The 24,938-nt window shown below is 67.0% G+C and carries 23 protein-coding genes; all 23 read right to left on the bottom strand.

Annotation, left to right across the window (positions count from 1 at the left end; genetic code table 11):
• Nucleotides 1-152: 152 nt before the first annotated feature.
• The 23 genes from murA to argS all read right to left on the bottom strand — a co-directional run bounded on the left by murA (nucleotide 153) and on the right by argS (nucleotide 24,847).
• On the bottom strand, nucleotides 153-1,412 hold the full coding sequence (gene murA, locus NBRGI_RS39955; RefSeq protein WP_029903034.1) for a UDP-N-acetylglucosamine 1-carboxyvinyltransferase: 1,260 nt from the start codon (nucleotides 1,410-1,412) through the stop codon (nucleotides 153-155).
• Between the two features lie 223 nt (nucleotides 1,413-1,635).
• Entirely contained in the window at nucleotides 1,636-2,217 is a 582-nt protein-coding gene (locus NBRGI_RS39950) for a cob(I)yrinic acid a,c-diamide adenosyltransferase (protein WP_029903032.1), read from the bottom strand.
• Between the two features lie 48 nt (nucleotides 2,218-2,265).
• Complete coding sequence (locus tag NBRGI_RS39945) at nucleotides 2,266-2,682, bottom strand: DUF2550 domain-containing protein (RefSeq protein ID WP_014982074.1); 417 nt, start codon at nucleotides 2,680-2,682, stop codon at nucleotides 2,266-2,268.
• Between the two features lie 238 nt (nucleotides 2,683-2,920).
• Nucleotides 2,921-3,298: a F0F1 ATP synthase subunit epsilon gene (locus NBRGI_RS39940; protein WP_029903031.1), complete on the bottom strand. Its 378-nt coding sequence runs from the start codon at nucleotides 3,296-3,298 to the stop codon at nucleotides 2,921-2,923.
• Between the two features lie 6 nt (nucleotides 3,299-3,304).
• Nucleotides 3,305-4,753, bottom strand: coding sequence for a F0F1 ATP synthase subunit beta (atpD, locus tag NBRGI_RS39935; protein ID WP_014982072.1), 1,449 nt, complete (start codon nucleotides 4,751-4,753; stop codon nucleotides 3,305-3,307).
• A 99-nt stretch (nucleotides 4,754-4,852) separates the two neighbouring features.
• Nucleotides 4,853-5,824 carry a F0F1 ATP synthase subunit gamma gene (locus tag NBRGI_RS39930; RefSeq protein ID WP_029903029.1) on the bottom strand — a complete coding sequence of 324 codons (972 nt, stop codon included), beginning with the start codon at nucleotides 5,822-5,824 and terminating at the stop codon, nucleotides 4,853-4,855.
• Between the two features lie 69 nt (nucleotides 5,825-5,893).
• Complete coding sequence (gene atpA / locus NBRGI_RS39925) at nucleotides 5,894-7,531, bottom strand: F0F1 ATP synthase subunit alpha (RefSeq protein WP_029903027.1); 1,638 nt, start codon at nucleotides 7,529-7,531, stop codon at nucleotides 5,894-5,896.
• A gap of 84 nt (nucleotides 7,532-7,615) precedes the next feature.
• A complete protein-coding gene (locus NBRGI_RS39920; RefSeq protein WP_029903025.1) occupies nucleotides 7,616-8,428 on the bottom strand; it encodes a F0F1 ATP synthase subunit delta in 813 nt (270 codons plus the stop codon).
• Between the two features lie 19 nt (nucleotides 8,429-8,447).
• Complete coding sequence (locus NBRGI_RS39915) at nucleotides 8,448-9,011, bottom strand: F0F1 ATP synthase subunit B (protein ID WP_029903023.1); 564 nt, start codon at nucleotides 9,009-9,011, stop codon at nucleotides 8,448-8,450.
• 5 nt (nucleotides 9,012-9,016) lie between these two features.
• A complete protein-coding gene (locus tag NBRGI_RS39910; RefSeq protein ID WP_014982067.1) occupies nucleotides 9,017-9,265 on the bottom strand; it encodes an ATP synthase F0 subunit C in 249 nt (82 codons plus the stop codon).
• Nucleotides 9,266-9,340: 75 nt separating this feature from the next.
• Nucleotides 9,341-10,189 (bottom strand): F0F1 ATP synthase subunit A, encoded by an 849-nt coding sequence (gene atpB / locus NBRGI_RS39905; RefSeq protein WP_171904504.1) that lies wholly within the window; start codon nucleotides 10,187-10,189, stop codon nucleotides 9,341-9,343.
• A gap of 253 nt (nucleotides 10,190-10,442) precedes the next feature.
• On the bottom strand, nucleotides 10,443-10,898 hold the full coding sequence (locus NBRGI_RS39900; protein ID WP_014982065.1) for a hypothetical protein: 456 nt from the start codon (nucleotides 10,896-10,898) through the stop codon (nucleotides 10,443-10,445).
• A gap of 11 nt (nucleotides 10,899-10,909) precedes the next feature.
• Nucleotides 10,910-12,067 carry a glycosyltransferase family 4 protein gene (locus NBRGI_RS39895; RefSeq protein WP_051728398.1) on the bottom strand — a complete coding sequence of 386 codons (1,158 nt, stop codon included), beginning with the start codon at nucleotides 12,065-12,067 and terminating at the stop codon, nucleotides 10,910-10,912.
• 52 nt (nucleotides 12,068-12,119) lie between these two features.
• Nucleotides 12,120-12,785 carry an L-threonylcarbamoyladenylate synthase gene (locus tag NBRGI_RS39890; RefSeq protein ID WP_029903018.1) on the bottom strand — a complete coding sequence of 222 codons (666 nt, stop codon included), beginning with the start codon at nucleotides 12,783-12,785 and terminating at the stop codon, nucleotides 12,120-12,122.
• A 38-nt stretch (nucleotides 12,786-12,823) separates the two neighbouring features.
• Nucleotides 12,824-13,699 (bottom strand): peptide chain release factor N(5)-glutamine methyltransferase, encoded by an 876-nt coding sequence (prmC, locus tag NBRGI_RS39885; protein ID WP_029903016.1) that lies wholly within the window; start codon nucleotides 13,697-13,699, stop codon nucleotides 12,824-12,826.
• A gap of 25 nt (nucleotides 13,700-13,724) precedes the next feature.
• Nucleotides 13,725-14,795, bottom strand: a complete 1,071-nt coding sequence (gene prfA / locus NBRGI_RS39880; protein ID WP_014982061.1) for a peptide chain release factor 1 — start codon at nucleotides 14,793-14,795, stop codon at nucleotides 13,725-13,727.
• Nucleotides 14,796-14,883: 88 nt separating this feature from the next.
• Nucleotides 14,884-15,120 carry a 50S ribosomal protein L31 gene (rpmE, locus tag NBRGI_RS39875; protein WP_014982060.1) on the bottom strand — a complete coding sequence of 79 codons (237 nt, stop codon included), beginning with the start codon at nucleotides 15,118-15,120 and terminating at the stop codon, nucleotides 14,884-14,886.
• A gap of 683 nt (nucleotides 15,121-15,803) precedes the next feature.
• A complete protein-coding gene (gene rho / locus NBRGI_RS39865) occupies nucleotides 15,804-17,840 on the bottom strand; it encodes a transcription termination factor Rho (RefSeq protein WP_036562564.1) in 2,037 nt (678 codons plus the stop codon).
• A 287-nt stretch (nucleotides 17,841-18,127) separates the two neighbouring features.
• Nucleotides 18,128-19,093: a homoserine kinase gene (gene thrB / locus NBRGI_RS39860; RefSeq protein ID WP_029903012.1), complete on the bottom strand. Its 966-nt coding sequence runs from the start codon at nucleotides 19,091-19,093 to the stop codon at nucleotides 18,128-18,130.
• Nucleotides 19,094-19,142: 49 nt separating this feature from the next.
• Nucleotides 19,143-20,204, bottom strand: a complete 1,062-nt coding sequence (thrC, locus tag NBRGI_RS39855; protein WP_036562570.1) for a threonine synthase — start codon at nucleotides 20,202-20,204, stop codon at nucleotides 19,143-19,145.
• Nucleotides 20,205-20,266: 62 nt separating this feature from the next.
• Nucleotides 20,267-21,673 (bottom strand): homoserine dehydrogenase, encoded by a 1,407-nt coding sequence (locus tag NBRGI_RS39850; protein ID WP_268808470.1) that lies wholly within the window; start codon nucleotides 21,671-21,673, stop codon nucleotides 20,267-20,269.
• Entirely contained in the window at nucleotides 21,673-23,088 is a 1,416-nt protein-coding gene (gene lysA, locus NBRGI_RS39845) for a diaminopimelate decarboxylase (protein ID WP_029903005.1), read from the bottom strand. Before lysA ends, NBRGI_RS39850 begins: the two co-directional genes overlap by 1 nt.
• Nucleotides 23,089-23,188: 100 nt before the next feature.
• On the bottom strand, nucleotides 23,189-24,847 hold the full coding sequence (argS, locus tag NBRGI_RS39840; protein WP_029903003.1) for an arginine--tRNA ligase: 1,659 nt from the start codon (nucleotides 24,845-24,847) through the stop codon (nucleotides 23,189-23,191).
• Nucleotides 24,848-24,938 lie beyond the last annotated feature (91 nt).

Genomic DNA, 24,938 nt, shown 5'->3' with positions numbered 1-24,938 from the left:
ACTACCTCGTTTCCCAGGCCTCTCGCTCAGCCTTGCGGCTCAGCTCCTCGGCTCCGGGTCGGTGTCCGTGTCGCTCTGACTTGAATAAAGTTACGTGTCCGCGTGCATCATGTCAAATCGCCTGGTCAAGAAGCATTTTCGAGGTTAACGCTTCATTCCGCCGCACCGACTCGGGTCACTTCCCCGCCCAGAGCCTGTAGCTGCTCAACGAATTTGGGGTAACCGCGGTCGATGTGGAAGACGTCGTGCACCTCTGTGGTGCCCTCGGCAACCAGACCGGCGAGTACCAATCCGGCGCCGGCCCGAATGTCGGAGGACCACACCGGCGCGCTCGACAGGCGCGGAATACCGCGCACCACAGCGTGATGCCCGTCGGTGCGCGCGTCGGCGCCCAACCGGATCATCTCCTCCACGAAACGGAAACGCGCTTCGAAGACGTTCTCGGTGATCATCGACGTGCCGTCGGCGATCGCAGCCAGCCCGATCGCCATCGGCTGCAGGTCGGTGGGGAAGCCGGGGAACGGCAGCGTCGAGAAGTTGACCGCGCGCGGCCGCTCAGCCTGCACGACGCGGAAGCCGTCCTGCTCGAACGAGATCCGCGCGCCCGCGGAACGCAGCTTGTCCAGCACCAGCGACAGATGCTTGGGGTTCACGCCCGTCACCCGGACGTCGCCCATGGTCATGGCGGCGGCGATACCCCAGGTGGCGGCGACGATCCGGTCGCCGATCACCCGGTGCGTGGTCGGCGAGAGTCGCTTGACCCCCTGCACGGTGAGCACCGAGGTACCGGCACCGGTGATCCGGGCGCCCATCTGCACCAGCATGTTGCAGAGGTCGACGATGTCGGGTTCGCGTGCGGCGTTGTCGATCACGGTCTCGCCCTCGGCGAGGACCGCGGCCATCAGGATGTTCTCGGTGGCGCCCACCGACGGGAAGTCGAGCCGGATCTTGGCGCCCTGCAGCTCGTCGGCGCGCGCCACGACGCAACCGTGCTCGATCTCGCTGGTCGCGCCGAGCAACCGCAGGCCGGCCTGGTGCATGTCGAGCGGCCGCGAACCGATCGCGTCACCGCCCGGCAGCGCGACCACCGCACGCTTGCAGCGCGCCATCAGCGGGCCGAGCACACACACCGACGCGCGGAACTGCGTCACCGCGGGGAAGTCCGCGTGGTACTTCGGCTCCGCCGGGGTGTTGATGGTGACCGTTCCCGCGTCGATCGCGACGTCGCAGCCGAGGCCGCGCAGCACGTCGCCCATCAGCGGCACGTCGAGAATGTCCGGGCAGTTCGTGATCGTGGTGGTGCCTTCGGCCAGCAGGGCAGCGGCCATCAGCTTGAGGACGCTGTTCTTGGCGCCTCCCACCGCGACTTCACCGACGAGTCGATTCCCGCCGGTAACCAAAAACCGTTCCATGCCGCCTCTCCGCGTATTCGGCGCACTGTTGGGTGCAAGGATAGTTGCGGCACTGGCCCGCCACTCCAGGTATCCAGCTCCGCCACTCCGGGTATTCAGCGCACTGGTGGGTGCCACGGTAGTTCGGTTGCGGGCCGGCGGTCCGACGCCGGGCTGAGTTCTGGGTATACCCGGGGTGTTTACCCATGTATCCGAGACAAGTGTCCTCGTGTCTCGAGCATTATCAGGTGCTCGACCTGGTTCCGCCGGGCTTCCACAGGATATCGCCGCCGGGATTCGCCACGCGGCTCAGGATGAACAGCAGGTCCGAGAGGCGATTCAGATATTTGGCCGGAAGCACATTCGTGTCCTCCGGGTGTGTCTCGATGGCGGCCCAGGCCGCGCGTTCGGCGCGCCGCGCCACCGTGCGTGCCGTGTGCAGCAGCGCCGCCAGCGGCGTGCCGCCCGGCAGGATGAACGAATTCAGTGCCGGCAGTTCGGCATTGAACTCGTCGCACCAGCCCTCCAGCCGATCGATGTAGGGCTGGGTGATGCGCAGCGGCGGGTACTTCGGCTCCGCGACCACCGGGGTGGACAGGTCGGCGCCGGCGTCGAACAGATCGTTCTGTATCTGCAGGAGTACCGCGCGCAACTCCTCGGCGGGCTGCCCGAGCGCGATCGCCACCCCGATGGCGGCGTTCGTCTCGTCGCAGTCGGCGTAGGCGACCAAGCGCGGATCGGTCTTCGCGACCCGCGAGAAATCGCTGAGACCGGTGGTCCCATCGTCGCCGGTTCGCGTGTAGATCCGCGTCAGGTGCACACTCACGAGCCTCAGCCTATCCGTTGTCGCGTGTTATCCGGGCGGGTGCGCCGGCTAGCGCATCCGGCGGGTGCGATCGGAGGGGCGCGACTCCACCCAGGACAGAAATGCGGTGCGCGAGGCGCGATCCAGAGCCAACTCGTAGCTGCCGTCGCGATCGGTCACCGCGATCACCGCGATGTCGTCGGTCATGATGTCGTATTCGTCGCCGACCGGGGCGCGGCGGTCGCCGATCTCGATGCCCTGACGGTGAATCGTGCAGTCGGGCCCGAGTTTCAGACTCGTCAGCTTGAAAAAGACCAATCGGTCCTCGTCGTAGCGGATCAGTCCGTGCCGCCAGCCCTGACCACCGCGCGCAGGCAATACCCGCAGGATCGCGGCGGTTCCGCCGCGCCGCAACATGATCAGGCGATAGGTCGAGGCCAGGGCGAGGAACACGAGCGTCAGCACCAGAATGATCAGGAGAACCATCCCGGTCTGCAATGCAGTTCGTCCCTTCGCTCTGTCGCCGTGTCGTCGACACCCTATTCAATTGGCGGTGCTCGCAAGCCCTCCGAGGATCCGGCTCCGGGCCCATCGCGATCACCGCCGTGCGGTCATTCAACCACGACCTCGAGTTTACAAACGGGCCACCCGTGTATTGAAACGACTGTCGGCGGCGAAGAAGCCTTCGCCGCCGACAGTCTGCTACTCGATTTTCGGTTGTCGCCTACGCGTTCGCGATCTGCTCCACCGCGCGCACCTGGGCCTGCGCCGCCAGCTGGTCCTCTTCGCTGGCCGCGGAGTCGGCCAGCACGCGACGTGCCGCCTCGACATCCACCTCGTCCGCGAACTCCGCGGATTCGGCCAGGACCCGGACCGTGGTAGCGGTCACCGAGAAGAAGCCGCCGTGCACCGCCGCGACGATCCGCTGACCGTCGGTGTCGACAATGGACACGATGCCACCCTCGACCAGCTGGCCGAGCAGCGGCTCGTGGCCCGGCATGATGCCGATCTGGCCCTCGGTCGTCTGCGCGCTGACGAACGTCGCCTGGCCGGACCAGAGCAGGCGTTCGACCGCGACGAGATCAACTGACATTTCCGACATCGGGGACTACTTTCCGGCGATCTTCTTCGCGGCCGCCTCGACGTCGTCGAGGCCACCGCAGGAGTTGAACGCCTGCTCCGGGAAGTGGTCGAACTCGCCCTTGCAGACCCGGTCGAAGTCGTCGATGGTCTGCTCCAGCGGAACCACCGAACCGACCTGGCCGGTGAACTTCTCGGCCACGATGAAGTTCTGGCCGAGGAACTTCTCCAGGCGACGGGCGCGGCCGACGAGGACCTTGTCCTCTTCGGAGAGCTCGTCCATGCCGAGGATGGCGATGATGTCCTGCAGTTCCTTGTACTTCTGCAGGATCCGCTTCACCTCGTTGGCCACGGCGAAGTGCCGCTCGCCGACGATCGAGGCCTCCAGGATGCGGGAGGTCGAGGTCAGCGGGTCGACGGCCGGGTAGATGCCCTTCTGCGAGATCGGGCGGGAGAGCTCGGTCGTCGCGTCGAGGTGGGCGAAGGTGGTCGCCGGGGCCGGGTCGGTGTAGTCGTCGGCGGGCACGTAGATGGCCTGCAGCGAGGTGATCGACCGACCACGGGTCGAGGTGATGCGCTCCTGCAGCTCACCCATCTCGTCGGCCAGCGTGGGCTGGTAACCGACGGCCGAGGGCATACGACCGAGCAGGGTCGAGACCTCGGAACCTGCCTGGGTGAACCGGAAGATGTTGTCGATGAACAGCAGCACGTCCTGGTGCTGCACGTCGCGGAAGTACTCGGCCATGGTGAGGGCCGAGAGGGCGACGCGCATACGGGTGCCCGGCGGCTCGTCCATCTGGCCGAAGACCAGGGCGGTGTCCGGGAGGACGCCCATCTCTTCCATTTCCAGGCGCAGGTCGGTGCCCTCACGGGTGCGCTCGCCGACACCGGCGAACACGGAGGTACCGGAGAACTCCCGCGCGATACGGGTGATCATCTCCTGGATGAGCACGGTCTTGCCGACGCCGGCGCCACCGAACAGGCCGATCTTGCCACCCTTCACGTACGGGGTGAGCAGGTCGATAACCTTGATGCCCGTTTCCAGGATCTCGGTCTTGCCCTCGAGCTGATCGAATGACGGGGGCTTGCGGTGGATGCCCCACTGCTCACCGTCGCGGCCGAGGCCGGGGGTGTCGAGGCAGTCGCCGAGCGCGTTGAAGACGTGGCCCTTGACGACGTCGCCGACCGGCACCGAGATCGGCTTGCCGGTGTCGGTGACCGGGGCGCTACGGACCAGGCCGTCGGTCGGCTGCATCGAGATGCAGCGGACGATGCCGTCGCCGAGGTGCTGGGCGACCTCGAGGGTCAGGGTCTTGGCCACCGAGGTCAGCGTGATCTCGGCGTGCAAGGCGTTGAACAGGTCGGGGATCGAGCCACGCGGGAACTCGACGTCCACGACGGGGCCGATGACTCGGACGACGCGACCTGTGTTTGCGCCGGTCCGACTCGTGTTGTCTTGGGTGACAGCTGCGGTCATTTGGTTTGGATTCTCTCTGTGTCAGATTGCGGCCTTCGGGGGCCCCTGCGTGGTCACGCTCCGCTACCTCCTCCGGGGCCCGTCCCTCAGGCCGCGGCGCTAGTCGCGGTCCGAGCTCGCAGCCAGCGCGTTCACGCCGCCCACGATTTCACTGATTTCCTGGGTGATCTGGGCCTGCCGCACCGAGTTCGCCTGCCGGGAAAGATCAGTGGCCAGTTCGTTGGCGTTGTCGGTGGCTGCCTTCATTGCGGTGCGCCGAGCCGCGGACTCGGATGCCGCTGCCTCGAGCAACGATGAGTAGATACGCGTGTTGATGTACTTCGGCAGCAGGGCCGCCAGCAGCACACTCGCGTCGGGCTCGAATTCGTACTGCGCGTGCACGTCCGCCGTCGGCGAATCGGACACGAAATCCTCACCCATGTCGAAGTTCTCGTCGACGTAGCTCACCTGGATCGGCGCCAGGCGGCGCACCTCCGGGGTCTGCGTCAGCATCGACACGAACCGCGTGTACACGATGTGGAGCTCATCGACGCCCGCGATATCGCCGGTCCCGTTCGGCGCGGGGACCGTGCCGTCGGAGCCGGCCATGAAGGCCTCGACCAGGTGGTTGCAGGCGGCCGAAGCATCGGTGTACTTCGGCTGCTGCGAGAACCCGGTCCACGACGCGACCGGCGTGCGGTTGCGGAAGGTGTAGTACGTGAGGCCCTTGTTGCCCATCACGTAGATCACCGGTTCCTTGCCCTCGCCACGCAGCGTGTGCATCAACTCCTCGGCGCGCTTGAGCACGTTGGAGTTGTAACCACCGGCCATGCCGCTGTCACTGGTGATCACCAGCACGGCGGCCCGGCGCGGGTCGGCGCGCTCGGTCAGCAGCGGGTGGGTGAGGTTCTGCGACGCGCTCGCCAGCTCGCTGAGGACCTTGGTGATCTCCTCGGCGTAGGGCTTCGCGGCCGCGACCCTGGCCTGCGCCTTGGAGATGCGCGAGGTCGCGATCAGCTCCTGGGCCTTGGTGATCTTCTTGATCGAATTCACACCACGAATGCGGGAGCGCAATTCACGCAAGCTTGCCATCAGCGGTTCACACTCCCTTCATTCGCTTGCATTGGGTAACCCTTGGCTCGCATCAGTCTCGAACCTGGGTCACTTCTCGACGTGCTTGCGAGTGACCGAGAGGGTCTCGACCTCTTCGTGCTCGAGGTCGCCCGCCTCGGCCTCGTTCACGACGCGGCTGCCGTCGGAAGCGAGGAAGCCCTGCTTGAACTTGTCGGTCTCGGCCTTGATCTGGTCGGCGGCCTCGTCCGCGAGCACCTTGCCGCCCTCGATGGTCTTGAAGGCATCGGCCGCGGCCCGGTGCAGGTGCTCGAGCACCTCACGGTTGAAGCGACGGATGTCGGCGACCGGAACCGAGTCGTAGTAGCCCGCGTCGACCAGGTAGATCGAGACGATCTGGTCCTCGACCGCGACCGGCGAGTACTGGTCCTGCTTGAGCAGCTCGACCCAGCGGGCGCCACGCTCGAGCTGAGCGAGCGAGGCGGCGTCGAGGTCGGAGGCGAAGGCGGAGAACGCCTCCAGCTCACGGAACTGGGCCATTTCCAGACGCAGCGAACCGGCGACCTTCTTCATGCCCTTGGTCTGCGCGGCGCCACCGACACGGGAGACCGAGGTACCGACGTTGATCGCCGGGCGGACACCCTTGTTGAACAGGTCGGACTCGAGGAAGACCTGGCCGTCGGTGATGGAGATGACGTTGGTCGGGATGAACGCCGAGATGTCGTTGGCCTTGGTCTCGATGATCGGCAGACCGGTCATCGAGCCGGCGCCCATCTCGTCGGACAGCTTGGCGCAACGCTCCAGCAGACGGGAGTGCAGGTAGAAGACGTCACCCGGGTACGCCTCGCGGCCCGGCGGGCGACGCAGCAGCAGCGAGATGGCGCGGTAGGCCTCGGCCTGCTTGGTCAGGTCGTCGAACACGATGAGAACGTGCTTGCCCTGGTACATCCAGTGCTGGCCGATGGCCGAACCGGTGTACGGCGCAAGCCATTTGAAGCCGGCGGAGTCCGAAGCAGGGGCCGCGACGATGGTGGTGTACTCCAGCGCACCGTGCTCTTCCAGCGCGGTCTTGACGCCCGCGATGGTGGAACCCTTCTGACCGATGGCGACGTAGATGCAGCGCACCTGCTTGGCCGGGTCACCGGAATCCCAGTTGGCCTTCTGCGCCAGGATGGCGTCGATGCAGACCGCGGTCTTGCCGGTCTTGCGGTCACCGATGACCAGCTGACGCTGGCCGCGGCCGATCGCGGTGAGGGCGTCGATGGCGGTGATACCGGTCGCCAGCGGCTCCTCGACGGGCTGACGCTCCAGCACGGTCGCGGCCTGCAGCTCGAGCACGCGCTGCTCTTCGGACTCGATCTCACCGAGACCGTCGATCGGGTGACCGAGCGGGTCGACCACGCGGCCGAGGAACTTGTCACCGACGGGCACCGAGAGCACGTCGCCGGTGCGGCGGACCTGCTGGCCCTCTTCGAGGTTGGCGTACTCGCCGAGGATGACCGCACCGATCTCGCGGTCCTCGAGGTTCAGCGCCACGCCCAGCACCCCGCCCGGGAACTCGAGCAGCTCGTTGGCCATCGCCGAGGGCAGACCGCTCACGTGCGCGATGCCGTCTGCGGTGTCGGTGACAACACCGACTTCCTCGATGGAGGTTTCCGGGGTGTAGCTCTGGGTGTAGCTCTCGATCGCGCTACGGATCTCGTCGGAGGAGATCGTCAGCTCCGCCATGTTCTTCCTGCTCTCGCTGTGTCGAATGTCGGGAGGGGGTCGGCAGCCGGCGAAGCCGGCGGGGTGGGTGAACCCGGGCGTGCGTCAGGCCAGGGACCGACGCAGCCGTTCCAGTCGGCCGATGGCGCTGCCGTCGATCACGTCGTCGCCGACGTGTACGACCAGCCCGCTCAGCAGACTCGGGTCGACCTGCACGTGCACCTGAATCGGCTTGCCGTAGATACGGTGCAACGATGCGGCGAGCCGCTCCCGCTGCTGTGCCGAGAGTGCGATGGCCGCGCGGACATGCGCGACGATCTGGTCACGACGAGCCGCTGCCAGGTCGGAAAGCTCGTCGAACGCCGCGGCGCCGACTGCTGCCTTCTGCCTGGCCACCACCTGTTCTGCCAGGGTGAGGGTGATGGTTTCGGTCTTGCCGTTGAGCAGCCGCTCGATCAGTGCCCGCTTGGCCTCGGCCGGCTTCGTCCGATCGGAAAGGGCCTGCTCCAGCTCGGGGTTGTCGCTGACGATCCGGCCGAGCCGGAACAGTTCGTCCTCGACCGCGTCGAGCCGGCCGGTGTCCGCGGCCGACTCGAGCAATGCCTCCTGTCCGAGCAACACCAGGGTGTCGACCAGGTCGGCGGTCCGAGACCAGTCCTGGGCCACGGCGGTGGTCAGCACCGCCTGCGTGGCCGGGCTGACCTTTCCACCGAAGACCCGTTCGCTGAGCTCGGCCCGCGCCGAACCCGGCACCGACACGTCCGCGAGCGCAACACGCAGCGAACGCTGGTCGTCCAGCACGGCGACAACGGCGAACAATTCGGAACCCGTTGTGGCCGCGACACTGTCGCTTCCGGCCAGAGCGGCCCTGAGCGCCTCCCGAGACCGGGCGCAGGCCTCGCGGCTCGCTGCGTACATGCTTCTCACTTTCGCGTCGCTACCTTCCGACCCCGATGCCGGCTTTCGACTCGTCATCGAGTTCGGTCAGGAACCGCTCGATGGACGCAGCCTGCTTAGCTTCGTCCGAAACCGACTGTCCGATAATCTTTTCGGCCAAATCTACGGCGGTCTGGCCGAGTTCGGTGCGCAGTTCGGTCAGGATGTGCTGGCGCTGCGCCTCCAGCTGGTGCTGACCAGCGGCGACGATGCGGTCGCTTTCGGCCTGGGCCTCCGCGCGCATCTGCGCGAGGATCTGCTGGCCCTGGGTGCGCGCTTCCTCGCGGATCCGGGCTGCCTCCAGCCGGGCGTCGGCCAGCTGCTGCTGGTACTGCTGCAGCGTGAGCTGGGCCTCTTCCTGCGCGACCTCGGCGCGCTTGATGCCGCCCTCGATCTTGTCGGCGCGCTCGTCGAGCACCTTCATCAGACGTGGGATCACGTACTTGTAGAAGAGAACCGCGATGATCGCGACGCAGACCACGGACCAGACGATGTCGTATGTCTCGGGGAGAAGAGGATTCACATCCTCTCCGCTTCCCGCTGCGAGAACAGAGAACTCGTTCATCGGAATCAGAAGATGAAGCCGGCGACGAGGCCGATCAGGGCAAGCGCCTCAGTGAACGCGATGCCGAGGAACATGTTGGTCCGGATGGTGCCCTGCAGCTCGGGCTGACGGGCGATACCTTCGATGGCCTTACCGACGACGATGCCGACGCCGATGCCCGGGCCGATGGCCGCCAGACCGTAGCCGATGGCGCCGTAGCCCTTGATCTTCTCAGAGGTGGTTGCGGCTTCCTGGGCCAGGTACGCGAGGCTCATGAGTCTTCCATTCCCTTTCTGTTGCACACCCGCCGGTCGACGAGGTGTAGCAGGTTTAACGTTCGGTCAGGCAGGTCAGTGTGAATCTGCGTGTTGTGCGAGTCCGATGTAAACGGCGGTCAGCAGCGCAAACACATAGGCCTGCAGGAAGATGACCAACAGCTCGAAGAGAGTGAACGCGAATCCCGCGAGGAGCGAGAAGGGCGAGAACACTTTCATCCACGCGACGGCGTCGAACAAGAAGAACCAGGTAGCACTGAAGAACAGCACCAACATGATATGTCCGGCCAGCATGTTCGCCATGAGTCGGACGGTCAGCGTGAACGGACGCAGGATGAAGGTCGAGACGAACTCGATCGGAATCAGCAGTACGTGGAGCGCAGGGGGCACATTCGGTACCACGATGCTGCTACGCAGGTACGTAAAGAATCCGTACTTTTTGATGCCGACGTAGTTGAAGGCGACGTACGCGATGACGGCCAGGACCAGCGGCATGCCGATTCGAGCGTTCGACGAGATGTTCAATCCGGGAATGACACCGGAGAAGTTCAAGAACAGGACCGCGAAGAAGATGGTCGCGATGAGCGGGAAGAACTTACGTCCGGATTCCTTGCCCAAAACTTCGTCGCAAATCTGTTCCTTCACGAAGACCAGACCGGTTTCCGCGACGTTCTGCAGCCCGCGCGGGATGAGGCGCGGATTGCGAAAAGCGAGCATCATCACGACAATCAGGACACCGGTCATCAGAAGCCGGATCGCCATCAAACGATCGAGTTCGAACGGCGTACCCTCGAACAGCAGCGCTGGAGGGAAGAAGTCGGTTAGCGATGGCGCGTGGAACTCGCCCGCCAAAGTGGTGACGCTCAGCGTTCTCTCCCGTGTTCGGGCCGTGGGTTCGGTTGATCCCGCGGTTCGATCGGACATTGACGATCAATTTGGGTCGACTCAGGTCGGCTCGAAATTCGTCAGCAGCTGTGCGGCGGGTTGGGATTCCACCTGGCGTCTGTACGTGTGTCGGCGACATCGTCGACATGCAGAACCGGAACCCCTCGGAGCCCGGCACGGCAGTAAGCATAGCGTCACTCGGGGCGGTCGGGGTGACCACCCTTCGCTTGGCAGCTTGCTTACCAACACTTTACCAAGTTATCTACGACAGCGTGTAGGGGGGTGGCGGTTATTACTCGCCGGTAGCTGTGTCGCTCGGCACATCGGGCACCGTCACATACGGAACCTTCTGTCGCAGAACGCCGTACGTCTCCGCGCCGAGCACGATTACCAGCGCTCCGACAACGGTCAGGAACAGTGCGATCCGGTCATAAAAGGCGAATTGATTCAAGATCGCTATAACGATCAGGGCAACCAGCATTTTGCCGACCCAGCTGGCCAGCATCACCATGCCCGCGGTGGTCGGCGGCAATTTTGCGCCGAACAACACCACAGCGGCCGTGGTCAGGATGAAGCCGCCGCCGATGGCCGCGCCGAGCAGCGCACCCCACAGGCCGGGCACGCCCGCGACCGCCGTGGCGATCGCGACGGCGAGCACGACCAGCACGCCCAGCCCGATCAAGCCGTAGCGCAGCGCCGCTTTCAGCGGGGCGTCCGGACCGGGAACAGGGGTAGGAACAAAGCTCACGCCTGCAAACCTTACCCGGAGGGCGGATGGTGCTCGGTTTGCTCCCCGCGGCGCAGGCCAGGGATCGCGGTCACCACCAGGGCGAACACCAGTCCGCCCGCCATCAGCAGGATCACCAGACGGCGGTCCATCAACGCGGTACCGACGGCGCCGAACGCGAGGATGCCGACCCACAAATAGATGAGCAACACCACGCGGCGATGCGAATGCCCGATCTGCAGCAGCCGGTGGTGCAGGTGCATCTTGTCCGGAGTGGAGAAACTCACACCCGCGCGCACCCGGCGCACGATGGCCAGCACCAGATCCAGCACCGGAATGAACATCACCGCGCCGACCAGCAGCAGCGGCGACAGCAGGCCGACGATGTCGCGCGGACCGAAACCCTGCAGCGGGATGCGCCCGGACGCGCTGGTCGAGACCGCGGCCAGCACCAGCCCGATCAGCATCGAGCCCGAGTCACCCATGAAGATCCGGGCGGGCTGGAAATTGTGCGGCAGGAAACCCAGGCAGGCGCCCGCCAGCGCGGCGGCCAGCAGGGCAGGCGGGTAGGTGTCTACCGAACCGCCTTGCTCGTTCATCAGGCCGAGCGAGAACACGAACACCGCGATTGCGGCGATCAGGCCGAGCCCGGCCGCCAGGCCGTCCAGGCCGTCGACGAAGTTCATCGCGTTCACCAGGGTGACGGTCACCGCGACGGTGACCAGGCCGCCCTGCAACGCGTCCAGAAACACCGTGGTGTTGTTGAACGGGTTGTAGATGCTGTACCAGCTCAGTCCCATCACGGCCATGACACCGGCGGCGGTCACCTGCCCGGCGAACTTGGTGAGCGCGTCCAGGCCCCAGCGGTCGTCTACGATGCCGACCGCGACGATGATCGTCGCGGCCACCAGCACCGCCGCCGGGATGTTCGGGCTGTAGTCGAAACCCCTTCGCAGCGCGGGCAATTGATGCGCGAACAGCATCGCGCCGACCACTCCGACGTAGATGCCGACGCCGCCCATCCGCGGGATCGGCTTGACGTGCACGTCACGTTCCCGCGGCACCGCCACGGCGCCGAAACCGATGGCGAGCGTGCGGATTCCGCCGGTGGCGAGGAAGGTGATCACCGCGGAGATGAGCAGGACGAGCAGCAGCTCCCGCAGCGGGACCACCGCACCGGAACCGGTCATCCGCGGCACCGCCCGAGCATCGGGTCACTCATTCGCGCCGGCGCCTGATCGATCATCGGATGGAGGCGCTGGACAGCGCCTCCGGCGACATGCCGAGGACTTCGGCGATATCGCCGATCGATACGGCACCCTCGCGCAGCACGCGCGGTTGATCGGCGGTCAGGTCGACGATGGTGGAGGCGACAGCGTGCGCGGCGGGCCCGCCGTCGAGGTAGGTGCCGACGAGATCGCCGAGTTGCTCGCGGGCCTCCGCGGCGGTCTTGGCGGGCGGCTGCCCGGACACGTTGGCGCTGGAGACGGCGAGCGGGCCGACCTCGCGCAGCAGGTCGAGGGCGACCGGGTGCAGCGGCATCCGCAGCATCACCGTGCCGCGGGTGTCCCCGAGATCCCAGGAGAGCGAAGGGGCTTGCTGCACAACGAGACTCAGGCCGCCGGGCCAGAACGCCCGGATCAGCTCCCGCGCCTGCGGGCGCACCGAGAAGACCAGGCCGTCGATGGTGTGCCAGGAACCGACCAGGACCGGCACCGGCATGTCTCTGCCGCGGCGCTTGGCCGCGAGCAGCGAACTCACCGCGGTGGCATCGAAGGCGTCCGCGGCCAGACCGTAGAGCGTGTCGGTCGGCAGCACGACCAGCCGGCCGGATTTCAGCGCGCTGGTGGCTGCGGTCAGTCCGGCGGCGCGCAGGTCGGGATCCGCGCAGTCGTAGACGGTACTCACCGGACCATCCTGTCACGCGGGCTCGCCCCGACCACCTTTCAGGGGCGATTTGCGGCGACGAAGCGCGGTTTGCCCGCTAAGTCCGGATGCTCGACGATGTCGGCGAAATCGGCGGCGGCGAGCAACGCGGCCAGGTCGGAACCGTTCGCGTCGTCGTGTTCGATGGCGGTGCTGCCGCCGGGGCGCAGCAGGCGAACGATGGTGGGCAGCATGCCGCGGATGACGTCCAAGCCGTCCGGACCGCCGAACAGGGCCAGGTGTGGGTCGTGGTCGGCCACTTCCGGGTCGAGCTCGGCGCCCTCGGGTATGTAGGGCGGGTTGGACACCACGACATCGACGCGGCCGTCCAGCTCGCGCAGCAGGTCCGGGTCCGTGACGTCGGCGGCGTGCAGGACGATCGGGGTGTCCCCCTCGGCGCCGCGCCGATCGGCGTTGCGCCGGACCCAGCGCAGCGCGGCGGGGTCGAGTTCGACGGCATGAACCACGGCATCGGGCCGGGCATGCGCGATGGCCAACGCGAGCGCGCCGGAACCGGTGCACAGATCGACGACGATCGGCGCGTGATCGTGCGGCAGCGCCGCCAGTTGCGCCAGCGCCCAGGCGAACAGCAGTTCGGTCTCGGGCCGCGGTACGAAGACACCGGGCCCGACGGCCAGGTCGACATCGCCCATCGCCGCGGTTCCGGTCAAGTGTTGCAACGGAATTCGCTCCGCGCGGCGCGCGACCAGCGCGCGATACTCGGCCAACTCCGCCGGGGTGATGAGCGGCGTCATCAGCAACCGGCTGCGCTGCACGCCGAGCACATGCGCGGCAAGGTGTTCCGCGTCGGCTTGCGGGCTGTGCACCCCCGCCGCCCGCAACGCCGCGACGGCATCGTTGATGGCGGGGCGCAACGCCACTCTGGTCGTGGACATCTCGCAGACTCTGCCCGAAAGCTCGTTACTCCGCGGCCATTCGGGCCTCGCGGTCCGCCTTGCCGAGCGCGTCCAACAGTGCGTCCAGGTCGCCGTCCAGCACCGAGTCCAGGTTGTGTGCCTTGAAGCCGATGCGATGGTCGGTGATCCGGTTCTCCGGGAAGTTGTAGGTGCGGATGCGCTCGGAACGGTCGACCGTGCGGATCTGGCTGGCCCGGCCCGCCGCTGCCTCCTGATCGGCCTGCTCCTCGGCGAGCGCCTGCAACCGGGCGGCCAGCACCTGCATGGCGCGAGCCTTGTTCTGCAGCTGCGACCGCTCGTTCTGGCAGGTCACCACGATGCCGGTGGGCAGGTGGGTGAGCCGGACCGCGGAGTCGGTGGTGTTGACGCCCTGGCCGCCCTTGCCGGAGGACCGGTAGACATCGACGCGCAGATCGCTCTCGTCGATCTGCACCTCCTCCACCTCGTCGGGTTCGGGGTAGATGAGCACGCCCGCGGCGGAAGTATGGATCCGGCCCTGCGACTCGGTCACCGGCACCCGCTGCACGCGATGCACGCCGCCTTCGAACTTGAACCGCGACCACACGCCGTCGCGCGCGGCATCGCGGCTCTTGATCGAGAGCGTCGCGTCCTTGTAGCCGCCGAGATCGGACACGGTGACGTCGAGGATCTCGACCTTCCAGCCGTGTCGCTCCGCGTAGCGGACGTACATGCGGGCCAGATCGGAGGCGAACAGCGCCGATTCCTCGCCGCCCTCACCGGATTTCACCTCGAGCACCACATCGTCGCCGTCGTGCGGGTCACGCGGCGCGAGCAGATCGGCCAGAGCCTGCTCCAGCTCGCCGACCTGACGTTCCAGGTCCGGGACCTCGGCGGCGAACGCCGCGTCGTCGGCGGCGAGTTCCTGCGCGGCGGCCAGATCCTCACGCGCGGACTTCAGCTTGGTATAGGTCGCCATGATCGGCGCGAGCTCGGCGAACCGCTTGCCGACCCGGCGCGCGGCGCCCGGATCGTTGTGCAGCGCCGGATCGGACAGCTGCGTTTCCAGGCCGGCGTGTTCGGCCAGAATGTCGTCGATCGCGGACGGTTGCGTCACAGCTTCGCTTCCTTCTCTAGTTTCCCTGTCCCCCTGACAAAGCACCGACGCCCGGCCTGCAGCGCAGGACCGGGCGTCGGCGAGGAAGCTATTTGGCGTCGGAGTCGGCCTTCTTGCCTGCCCGCTTGCCGTAGCGCGCCTCGAAGCGGGCCACGCGGCCACCGGTGTCGAGGATCTTCTGCTTGCCGGTGTAGAACGGGTGGCACTGCGAGCAGACCTCGACGGTGATGTGTCCCGACTCCTTGGTGCTGCGAGTCTGGAAGGTGTTGCCGCAACCACAGACGACCGTGGTGTCGACATACGTCGGGTGGATTCCTGCCTTCATGGGTGTCCTCTCGATATTGGCCGCCGGGTCGCTCACGCGCGGAATCGCGGGAACGTGAACCGGAGCCGACTTAGGCGGGAGGTCTGCTCGAGTGAGCAGACGCAACGACCGTTCAGTATGCCAGAACTGTCGCTACGCTCCCAAAACACCCCGGGCGGGTGGTTTGTTCCCGTCCTAGGTAGACCCCCCGCCGCTGTCGCCCCAGGAAGTTCGGGCACGCGGATCGACGCTGTCTCAGGAACCCTGAAGTCGGGTAGTCCGCTACTCACGAACACGAACAGCGACGTTCATAGAGTTGAGACCCTCGGGCCGGTTCGCGGCGTGAGCACAGCCCTCGAAAGCGTGAAAGCCATCTCGAGTGTCGAGCGCACATCGGCGTGCCGTGACAGAAGGGAGAACTTGTGAACATCCGAGTCGCGTCCGCGATCTTCGGTCTGCTGCTTCTCGCTGTCGCGGTCGGCTGGTGTGCGTTGCCGGACATTCCGACCACCGCCGCCCCGACAACCACCGTCTACGTCGACACTCTGCACACCGCTCCGGAGGGGAGCGCGGTGAGTACCTCGGCGATCATCATCGGCGGATTGGTCAGCGGCGCGGCCATGATCGGGCTGATCTTCTTCAGCCCCAGCACGCCGAAAGGGCCCCGCGGTGGCGAGGCCCTTTCGGCAGTACAACTCAGGAACTCATTCGTCGAGTGCGCCCGGCGCGGTCTTGCTGACCTGCATCAGGAACTCGAGGTTGTTCTTGGACTTCTTCAGACGGTCGATCAGCAGATCGATCGCCTGGTGCGAGTCCAGGCCGGACAGTACGCGGCGCAGCTTGTGCAGCACCGCCGCCTCGTCGGGGCTGAGCAGTAGCTCGTCCTTACGAGTGCCGGAGGGGTTGACGTCCACCGCGGGGAACACGCGCCGTTCCGCGATCTTGCGGTCCAGCTTGAGCTCCGCGTTACCGGTGCCCTTGAACTCCTCGAAGATGACCGTGTCACCGGTGGATCCGGTCTCCACCATCGCGGTCGCGATGATGGTGAGCGAGCCGCCGTTCTCGATGTTTCGCGCCGCGCCGAGGAACCGCTTGGGCGGGTACAGCGCGGTGGAATCGACACCACCGGAAAGGATTCGGCCGGACGCGGGCGAGGAGTTGTTGTACGCGCGGCCGAGTCGAGTGATCGAGTCGAGCAGCACCACAACGTCTTTGCCCATTTCCACCAGTCGCTTGGCGCGCTCGATGGCGAGCTCGGCGACCGAGGTGTGGTCTGACGGCGGCCGGTCGAAGGTCGAGGCGATGACCTCGCCCTTCACCGAACGCTGCATGTCGGTGACCTCTTCGGGACGCTCGTCGACCAACACCACCATGAGGTAGACCTCGGGGTTGTTGATCGCGATGGCATTCGCGATGTCCTGCATGATCGTCGTCTTACCGGCCTTCGGCGGCGAGACGATCAGGGCGCGCTGGCCCTTACCGATCGGCATGATCAGGTCGATGACGCGGGTGGTCAGCTTGTTCGGCTGGGTCTCCAGGCGCAGGCGCTGGTTCGGATACAGCGGGGTGAGCTTGCTGAACTCGGGGCGCCGCTTGGCCGCCTCGACCTCACCACCGTTGACCGTGTCCAGGCGTACCAGCGGATCGAACTTCTGCCGCTGGTTGCTCTGCTCGCCGTCCCGCGGGGCGCGCACCGCACCGGTGATCGCGTCACCGCGGCGCAGGCCGTTCTTGCGGACCAGGTTCATCGAGACGTAGACGTCGTTCGGCCCGGCCAGGTAGCCCGAGGTCCGGACGAAGGCGTAGTTGTCCAGCACGTCGAGGATGCCCGCGACCGGCTGCAACACGTCGTCTTCGCGGATCTCCAGCTCGCGGGCCTCGCCGCCACCGCCACCGGTTTCGCGGTCGCGCCCACGGCGACGCTCACGGAACCGCCGGCCCCGCCGGCCGCGTCCGCCCTCTTCGTCGTCGTCGTTGCGCGCGTTGTTGCGGTCGTTGTTGCGGCCGCCGTTCGCGTTGCCGCCGTTGCCGTTCTGGTTGTTGCGGTCACCGGACTGGTTGCGCTCACCCGACTGGTTGCGCTCACCGGACTGGTTGCGCTCGCGGCGCCGCTCGCCCTGCTCGGAATCCTGCTTCGGCTCGTCACCACGCGCATCGGCCGCGGCCTCGCCACCGCCGGATCGCGCCTGGTCACGGCCGCGCCGCTGCCGACCACGACCACGCTGACCACCCTCGCGGCCCGAGTCGTCGGACTCGTTCGAGGTGGGTTGCGCGTTCTCGGCCGGAGCCTGGTTCGCGGGAGCTTCCTTTTCCTTCGCCGGTGCGGCGGCCTCGGCAGCGGGCGCCTCTTTTTTCACCGGGGCGGTGCCGACATCGAGGGTGCCCTGTTCGGCCCGGGCGGGCGCGGCGGCGGGAGCTTCGGTATTACCGGACGTTTCGGCCTTGGCGGAAACCGCGGACTTGGCCTGTCCCCCTTCGGGCTTTTCACCCTTCGCCGGTTTTCCGGCCTGATTTTCCTTGATGGCGGCGATCAAATCACCTTTGCGCATTCCGGAGGTGCCTCGGATACCGAGCTCCCCCGCGAGCGCGCGCAACTGCGGCAACAACATTCCAGTCAGCCCCGATCGTGCGACGTCGGTTTGTTCGCTCATCTTCGAAATCTGTCCGGAGTCACTTTCGCGGTCGCCCGAGGCTGGGTTGGATTCCACCCCTGGTGTCGCGAGCAGGTCCGTATCTGTCACGGAAATCCTTTCCTTCCCTCGATTGCCGTGTGCTGTTTCGAGGGTTCGTCCCGCAGTCCGGGCATTCTGCCGGACTCGGATGCGTCCGTCCGCTTCGCCACCGGTGGTGAGAGGTGGGAGAGATCATTCCAGTTGCGCAGCTACGCAGCACCCCCATGGCCTGGAGGCTCGAGCCTGGAGCCTGCTGGAGCGATTGCCCTGATGAAGCACCGGCGTCTGATGCGCACGATGTACGGACTCGCTCAGGATAGCTGCACACTGCGAATATCGGCAAGGCAGACGCGCCGTCAGTCGATCCGGACTCCGTCGGCCAGTCCCGGCTCGACCACCCGCAGGCCGTCCAGGGCCGCGAGTTCGCGGAGTTCGGCAGGGAATTCACTGGTCCCGAGGGCCAGGACGGTCGGTCCGGCACCGGACACGGTGGCCGCGATACCGGCCGCTCGCAGCCGGGAAATCCAGGTGGTGGTCAGCGGTAATGCGGGCGCACGCTGGGCCTGGTGCAGCCGGTCGGCCGTCGCAGGCATCAGCAGGTCGGGGCGCTGGGTGAGCGCCACCACGGCCAGGGCGGCCCGGCTGACGTTGAACGCGGCATCGCCGTGCGGCACCACCTCGGGCAACAAGCCCCTGGTGTGCGCGGTCGCCGAGCGTTCCTCGGGGATGAGCACGACCGGACGCAGCGCGGGGTGCGCGTCCAGCCGAACGGCGCGGTACACCCGGCCGTGATGTTCGGCCACCGGCACGCCGTCCCGGCCGATATCGGCCGCACGGTCGGTCTCGGTCCAGGACACCACGATGCCGCCGAGGACACTGGCCGCCGCGTTGTCCGGATGTCCCTCGAATTCCGATGCGAGCTGCACCAATTGGTCGTCCGAGGTGGCCAGCGCCGAATCGAACTCCGCCGCGATGGCGCACCCCGCGGCCAGCCCGCCGACCACCGCGGAGGCGGACGAGCCGAGCCCGCGCGAATGCGGAATCACGTTGCGGCACACCACATCGAGGCCGTCGGCCCAGACGCCCGCGGCCTCCAGGCCGCGTTCGATCGCCCGCACCACGAGATGCGAAGGGCCCCACGGCACATCGTCGGCGCCCTCACCCTCGACCCGGATGCTGAGCCCCGAATCGGTAGTGCGCACGTCGATCTCGTCGAACATGCCGAGCGCCATCCCGAGCGAGTCGAATCCGGGACCGAGGTTCGCGGTGGACGCGGGCACCCGCGCGGTCACCGAAATACCCGCGGGCAGCGTCCGGCTCATCGCCGAACCGCGTCGCCGCTCGGCCAGCTGACTATCCTTCGAATTCAATTCAGGCCAGCTCTAGCTCGGCGGCGACCGCGACCGGGTCCACCGGAATCGCCTGCACCTGCGGCATTCCCAGCAGGGCGGTGTCGGGATCCTTGAGTCCGTTACCGGTCACGGTGCACACGACGGTGAGGCCGGAATCCAGCCAACCCTCGGTGCGCGCGGCGAGCAGACCCGCGACGCTGGCGGCCGACGCGGGCTCGACGAACACGCCCTCGGACGCCGCGACCAGTCGGTACGCCGCGAGGATCTCCTCGTCGGTGGCGGCACGGAAGGCCCCACCGGACTCCTCCTTGGCCGCGACCGCGGCGTTCCAGGACGCCGGCGCGCCGATCCGGATGGCTGTCGCGATGGTCTCCGGGTCGCTCACCGGGGCGCCGTGCACCAGCGGTGCGGCCCCCGCGGCCTGCACGCCGAGCATGCGCGGCAGCTGCGTGGTGATGCCGTCGGCGTAGTACTCGCGATAGCCGCGCCAGTAGGCGGTGATATTGCCCGCATTTCCGACCGGCAGCGCGTGCACGTCGGGCGCGCGTCCCAGCACATCGCAGATCTCGAACGAGGCGGTCTTCTGCCCCTCGATGCGTGCCGGGTTCACCGAGTTCACCAGGCCGATGCTCGGGAAATCGGAGGTCACCTTGCGCGCCAGCTCGAGGCAGTCGTCGAAGTTGCCGTCCACCTGGATGATCTTCGCGCCCAGCATGACCGCCTGGGCCAGCTTGCCCATCGCGATCTTGCCCTGCGGGATGAGCACCGCGCAGGTCATGTCCGCGCGGGTGGCGTAGGCCGCGGCAGATGCCGAGGTGTTGCCGGTGGAGGCGCAGAGCACCGCCTTCTGGCCCTGGTACTTCGCGTCGGTGATCGCCACGGTCATGCCGCGGTCCTTGAACGAGCCGGTCGGGTTCAGCCCTTCGACCTTGAGATATACCTCACACCCGGTCAGCTCGGACAGGTGCGGGGCGGGCACCAGCGGCGTACCGCCCTCGAGCAGGGTCACCGGCTCCCAGTCCCGCGCACCGGCGATCCGGTCGCGATAGGCCGCGATCAAACCCGGCCAGCGCGAGTGCACTCCGGCCTGCGGTGCCACACCTGTACTTACCCACCCCGCGGTCTGCCGACCCCTGGAGGTATTCATTCTTCGGTGCCTTCCAATCTGAGAACGCTGGTGATGGATGTGACGGATTCCATCTCCGCCAGGGCGGCGACGGTGTCCGCGAGCGCCGATTCCAGCGCGTGGTGGGTGACCACGACCAGGCGGGCTCCCGTGCCGTGCCCCTCTTGGCGGACGGTCGAGATGCTCACCCCGTGCTTGGCGAATTCGCCCGCCACCGCGGCCAGGACCCCGGGACGGTCTTCCACCTGCAGGTTCACGTGGTAGCGGGTGGGTGTATCGCCGATCGGTGCGATCGGTAGCTCAGCATAAACCGATTCGCCCGGTGCACGGCCACCGTAGAACTTGTTGCGCGCGGCCATCACCAGATCTCCCAGCACGGCGGAGGCCGTGGGCGCGCCGCCCGCACCCTGGCCGTAGAACATCAACCTGCCCGCGTTCTCCGCCTCGACGACCACCGCATTGAAGGCCCCGCTCACGGCTGCTAACGGATGTTTGCGCGGAACCAGCGCCGGGTAGACGCGCACGGAGACCCGCTCCTTGCCGCCCTCCTCGGGGCTCGGCTCGCCCGGACCGGCGGCGACGCGCTCGCAGATGGCGAGCAGCTTCACCGTGCAGTTCAGCGCGGACGCGGTCTCCAGATCCTCGGAACTGATCTTGGAGATGCCCTCGCGGTACACGTCGGCGGCGGTGACCCGGGTGTGGAAGGCGAGCGAGGCGAGGATCGCGGCCTTGGCCGCGGCGTCGAAGCCCTCCACGTCGGCGGTCGGGTCCGCCTCCGCGTAACCGAGGCGGGTGGCCTCGGCCAGCGTGTCGGTGTAATCCGCGCCGGTCTCGTCCATCGCGGAGAGGATGAAGTTGGTGGTGCCGTTGACGATGCCGACGACCCGGTTCACCCGGTCACCGGCCAGCGACTGGATGAGCGGGCGGACCACCGGAATGGCGCCCGCGACCGCGGCCTCGAAATACAGGTCGGCGCGGTTGCGCTCGGCGGCGGCGGCGAGTTCGCCGGTGTAGTCGGCCAGCAGCGCCTTGTTCGCGGTCACCACGGATTTGCCCGCGTTCAAGGCCGCCAGGATCAGCCGGCGCGGCGGGTCGATACCGCCGATGACCTCGACGACCAGGTCGACGTCGTCGCGCGCGACGAGCGCGTCGGCGTCGGTGGTCAACAGAGTCGCCGGGATGCCGCGATCGGTCGCCAGATCACGGACCGCGACGCCGCGCAGCACGACGGGCGCGCCGACCCGGGAACGCAGATCCTCGGAATGCTCCCGCAGAATCCGCACCACCTCGGTGCCGACATTGCCCATGCCGAGCACCGCGACACCGATGGGCTGGTCTCTGCCCCACACCAATTGAGCCGAATTCGGCCCGCCCGCCGCCCGGCCACCGCCGCTGATCGAATCGCCTTGCGATACTGCGTTCATCACACCTCCAAGCTGAGCAAGTCCGCCACCGTTTCCCGGCGCAGAATGAGTCGCGGTTGTCCGTCACGCACCGCGACCACGGCGGGCCGGGTCAGCTGGTTGTATCGGCTGGACATCGAATAGCAGTACGCACCCGTCGCGGCGACGGCGACCAGATCGCCGGGGCCCACATCCTCCGGCATCCAGGTATCCCGGATGACGATATCGCCACTCTCACAATGCTTTCCGACCACGCGCGCGACCACCGCCGCGGCTTCGGAAGTGCGCGAGACCAGGCGGCAGTCGTAATCCGCCTGGTACAGCGCGGGGCGGATGTTGTCGCTCATGCCGCCGTCGACGCTGATGTAGCGCCGACGCAGGCCACCGTCGAGCGACACGTCCTTGGTGGTGCCGACCTCGTACAGCGTGACGGTGCCCGGCCCGGCGATGGCCCGACCCGGTTCCACCGCGATCTTCGGCTCCGGCAGACCGATACTCGCGGCCTCGGCGGCGACCAGGTCGCGCACCTTCGCGGCGAAATCGTCCAGCGGCGGCGGATCGTCGTTCGGCAGGTACGAAATACCAAGGCCGCCACCGAGATCCAGCGTAGAAATCTGCGCGGTCCGTTCCACGCCGAACTTCTCGATGGCGTCGTGCAGCAGGCGCAGCATGCGGCGCGCGGCGATCTCGAAACCGTCGATCTCGAAGATCTGCGATCCGATATGGCTGTGCAGGCCGACCAGGCGCAGGTTGTCCGCCTCGAAGACGCGCGCCAGCGCCTCCATCGCGTCGCCCCCGGCGATCGAGAAGCCGAACTTCTGATCCTCGTGCGCGGTCGAAATGTATTCGTGGGTATGGGCTTCCACGCCGACGGTGACCCGGACGAGCACGTCCTGCACCACGCCGGCGCGGCCCGCGATCGCCTCGAGGCGTTCGATCTCGATCAGCGAGTCCACCACCACGTGGCCGACCCCGGCGGTCACCGCGGCCTCCAGTTCGGTGGCCGATTTGTTGTTGCCGTGCAAGGCGATTCGCTCAGCCGGGAACCCTGCGTGCAAGGCGATCGCGAGTTCGCCGCCGGAACACACGTCCAGCGAGAGACCCTCGTCCCGAATCCAACGCGCGATCTCACCGCAGAGGAAAGCCTTGGAGGCGTAATGCACCCGGGCATTCGGGCCGAAAGCGCGCACCATATCGCGGCAGCGCGAACGGAAATCGTCCTCGTCGACCACGAACAGCGGCGTGCCGAACTCGGCGGCCAATTCGTGCACCGGCACCCCGGCCAGTCGCACCACACCGTCGGAATCACGGCTCGCGTTGCGCGGCCACACATTCGCGGGCAGATCGATCATCTGCTGCGGATCGCGCGGCCGCTCCGGCAAACTCGGTGCGTGCGGAATCTCAGCATGCCGGGGCCCGGCCGGATGCGCGCTCATATTTTGCCCTTCCTAGCGCTCGTCAAGGCCATCTGCCCCTTTACAACTCTGCCCACCCTTGCAAATGTTTTTCGGGTGGCGGCGTACTCGCGTAACCCGTTCACATCCGCTCCGGTGCGCTCACGCCCAGCAGCGCCAGGCCGTTCGCCAGCACCTGGCGGGTCGCGTTGACCAGCACCAGGCGGGCGGCGTTGGTCGGGCTCACCGGCTCGTCGCCGAGCGGGAGCACGCGCAGGTTCTTGTTGGTCTGGAAGCGGTGGTAGGTACCGGCCAGCTCCTCCAGATAGCGGGCGACCCGGTGCGGCTCGCGCAGGCTCGCCGCGCTGCTCACCACGCGTGGGTATTCGCCGAGGGTGCGAATGAGTTCGCCCTCTTCGTCCGCGGTCAGCAACGCGAGATCCGCGGTGACCTTGCCGTAGTCGAATTCGGCGGCATTGCGCGCGATGGAGGCGGTCCGCGCGTGCGCGTATTGCACGTAGTAGACCGGGTTTTCGCTGCTCTGGCTGGTCCAGAGGGTCAGGTCGATATCGATGCTGGAATTCACCGAGGAACGTACAAGGACATACCGCGCCGCGTCGACCCCGATCGCCTCGACCAGATCTTCCAGCGTGACCACGGTGCCCGCGCGCTTGCTCATCTTCACCGCGACACCGTCTTTGAGCAGATTCACCATCTGCCCGATCAGCACCTCGACGGTCGCCGGGTCATCACCGAAGGCGGCCGCGGCGGCCTTCAACCGTCCGATATATCCGTGGTGGTCGGCGCCGAGCATATAAATGCACAGATCGAATCCGCGCGACCGTTTGTTCTGGAAGTACGCGATATCACCCGCGATATAGGCCGGATTACCGTCGCTCTTGATGACGACGCGATCCTGATCGTCGCCGTATTCCGTACTCGCGATCCACCAGGCGCCGTCCTTCTCGTACAGGTCGCCGGAATTCTTCAGCGTCGCGACGGCCTGCTCGACCGCGCCGGAGGCGAACAGCGAACTCTCGTTGAAGTACACGTCGAAGTCGGTGCCGAACTCGTGCAGCGACTGCCTGATCTGCGCGAACATCAACTCGACGCCCTCGGCGCGGAACAGTTCGAGCCGCTCGGCCTCGGGCAGCGCGACGGCGTCCGGGTGCGCGGCGACGATCGTGCCCGCGATCTCGCCGATGTAGGCGCCCGCGTAACCGTCCGCCGGGGTCGGCTCGCCGGTGGCCGCCGCGACCAGCGACCGGGCGAACCGGTCGATCTGCGCGCCGTGATCGTTGAAGTAGTACTCGCGCACCACCTCCGCGCCCTGCGCCGCCAGGATCCGGCCGAGCGCGTCGCCGACCGACGCCCACCGGGTGCCGCCGAGATGCACGGGCCCGGTCGGGTTGGCCGAGACGAACTCGAGGTTGATCCGGGTGCCCTGCAACGTCTGGGCGGTGCCGTACGCCGCGCCCGCGGCCAGCACCTGCTCGACGATCGCGCCCTGCGCCGACGCGGCCAGCCGGATGTTGAGGAAGCCGGGCCCGGCGACCTCGGCCACCTCGACACCGTCCGTGGCGGTCAACGCCTCGGCCAGCCAGGTCGCCAGATCTCGCGGATTCGTGCCCGCCTTCTTTGCCACCTTCATCGCCACATTCGTGGCATAGTCACCGTGTTCCGGGTTGCGGGGACGCTCGACAGTGACCTCGTCGGGCAGGACCGCGGGATCGAGCCCACGTTCGACGAGCACCTTCGCCGCGGTGGTGCGAAGGAGATCTGCAAGGTCAGCTGGAGTCACGAGTCTCTATCCTATGGTCTTGGCGGGTGTGCACCTCGAGTGGGCATCGCGCCGGAACCGTCCGCAACCTGTAGCAGCACGCGGATCCGTC

This window comes from Nocardia brasiliensis IFM 10847 (assembly GCF_000710915.1).
Classification (GTDB): domain Bacteria; phylum Actinomycetota; class Actinomycetes; order Mycobacteriales; family Mycobacteriaceae; genus Nocardia; species Nocardia brasiliensis_A.
The sequence above is the reverse complement of the archived record's forward strand: the minus strand, read 5'-3'. Positions and strand labels throughout refer to the sequence as shown.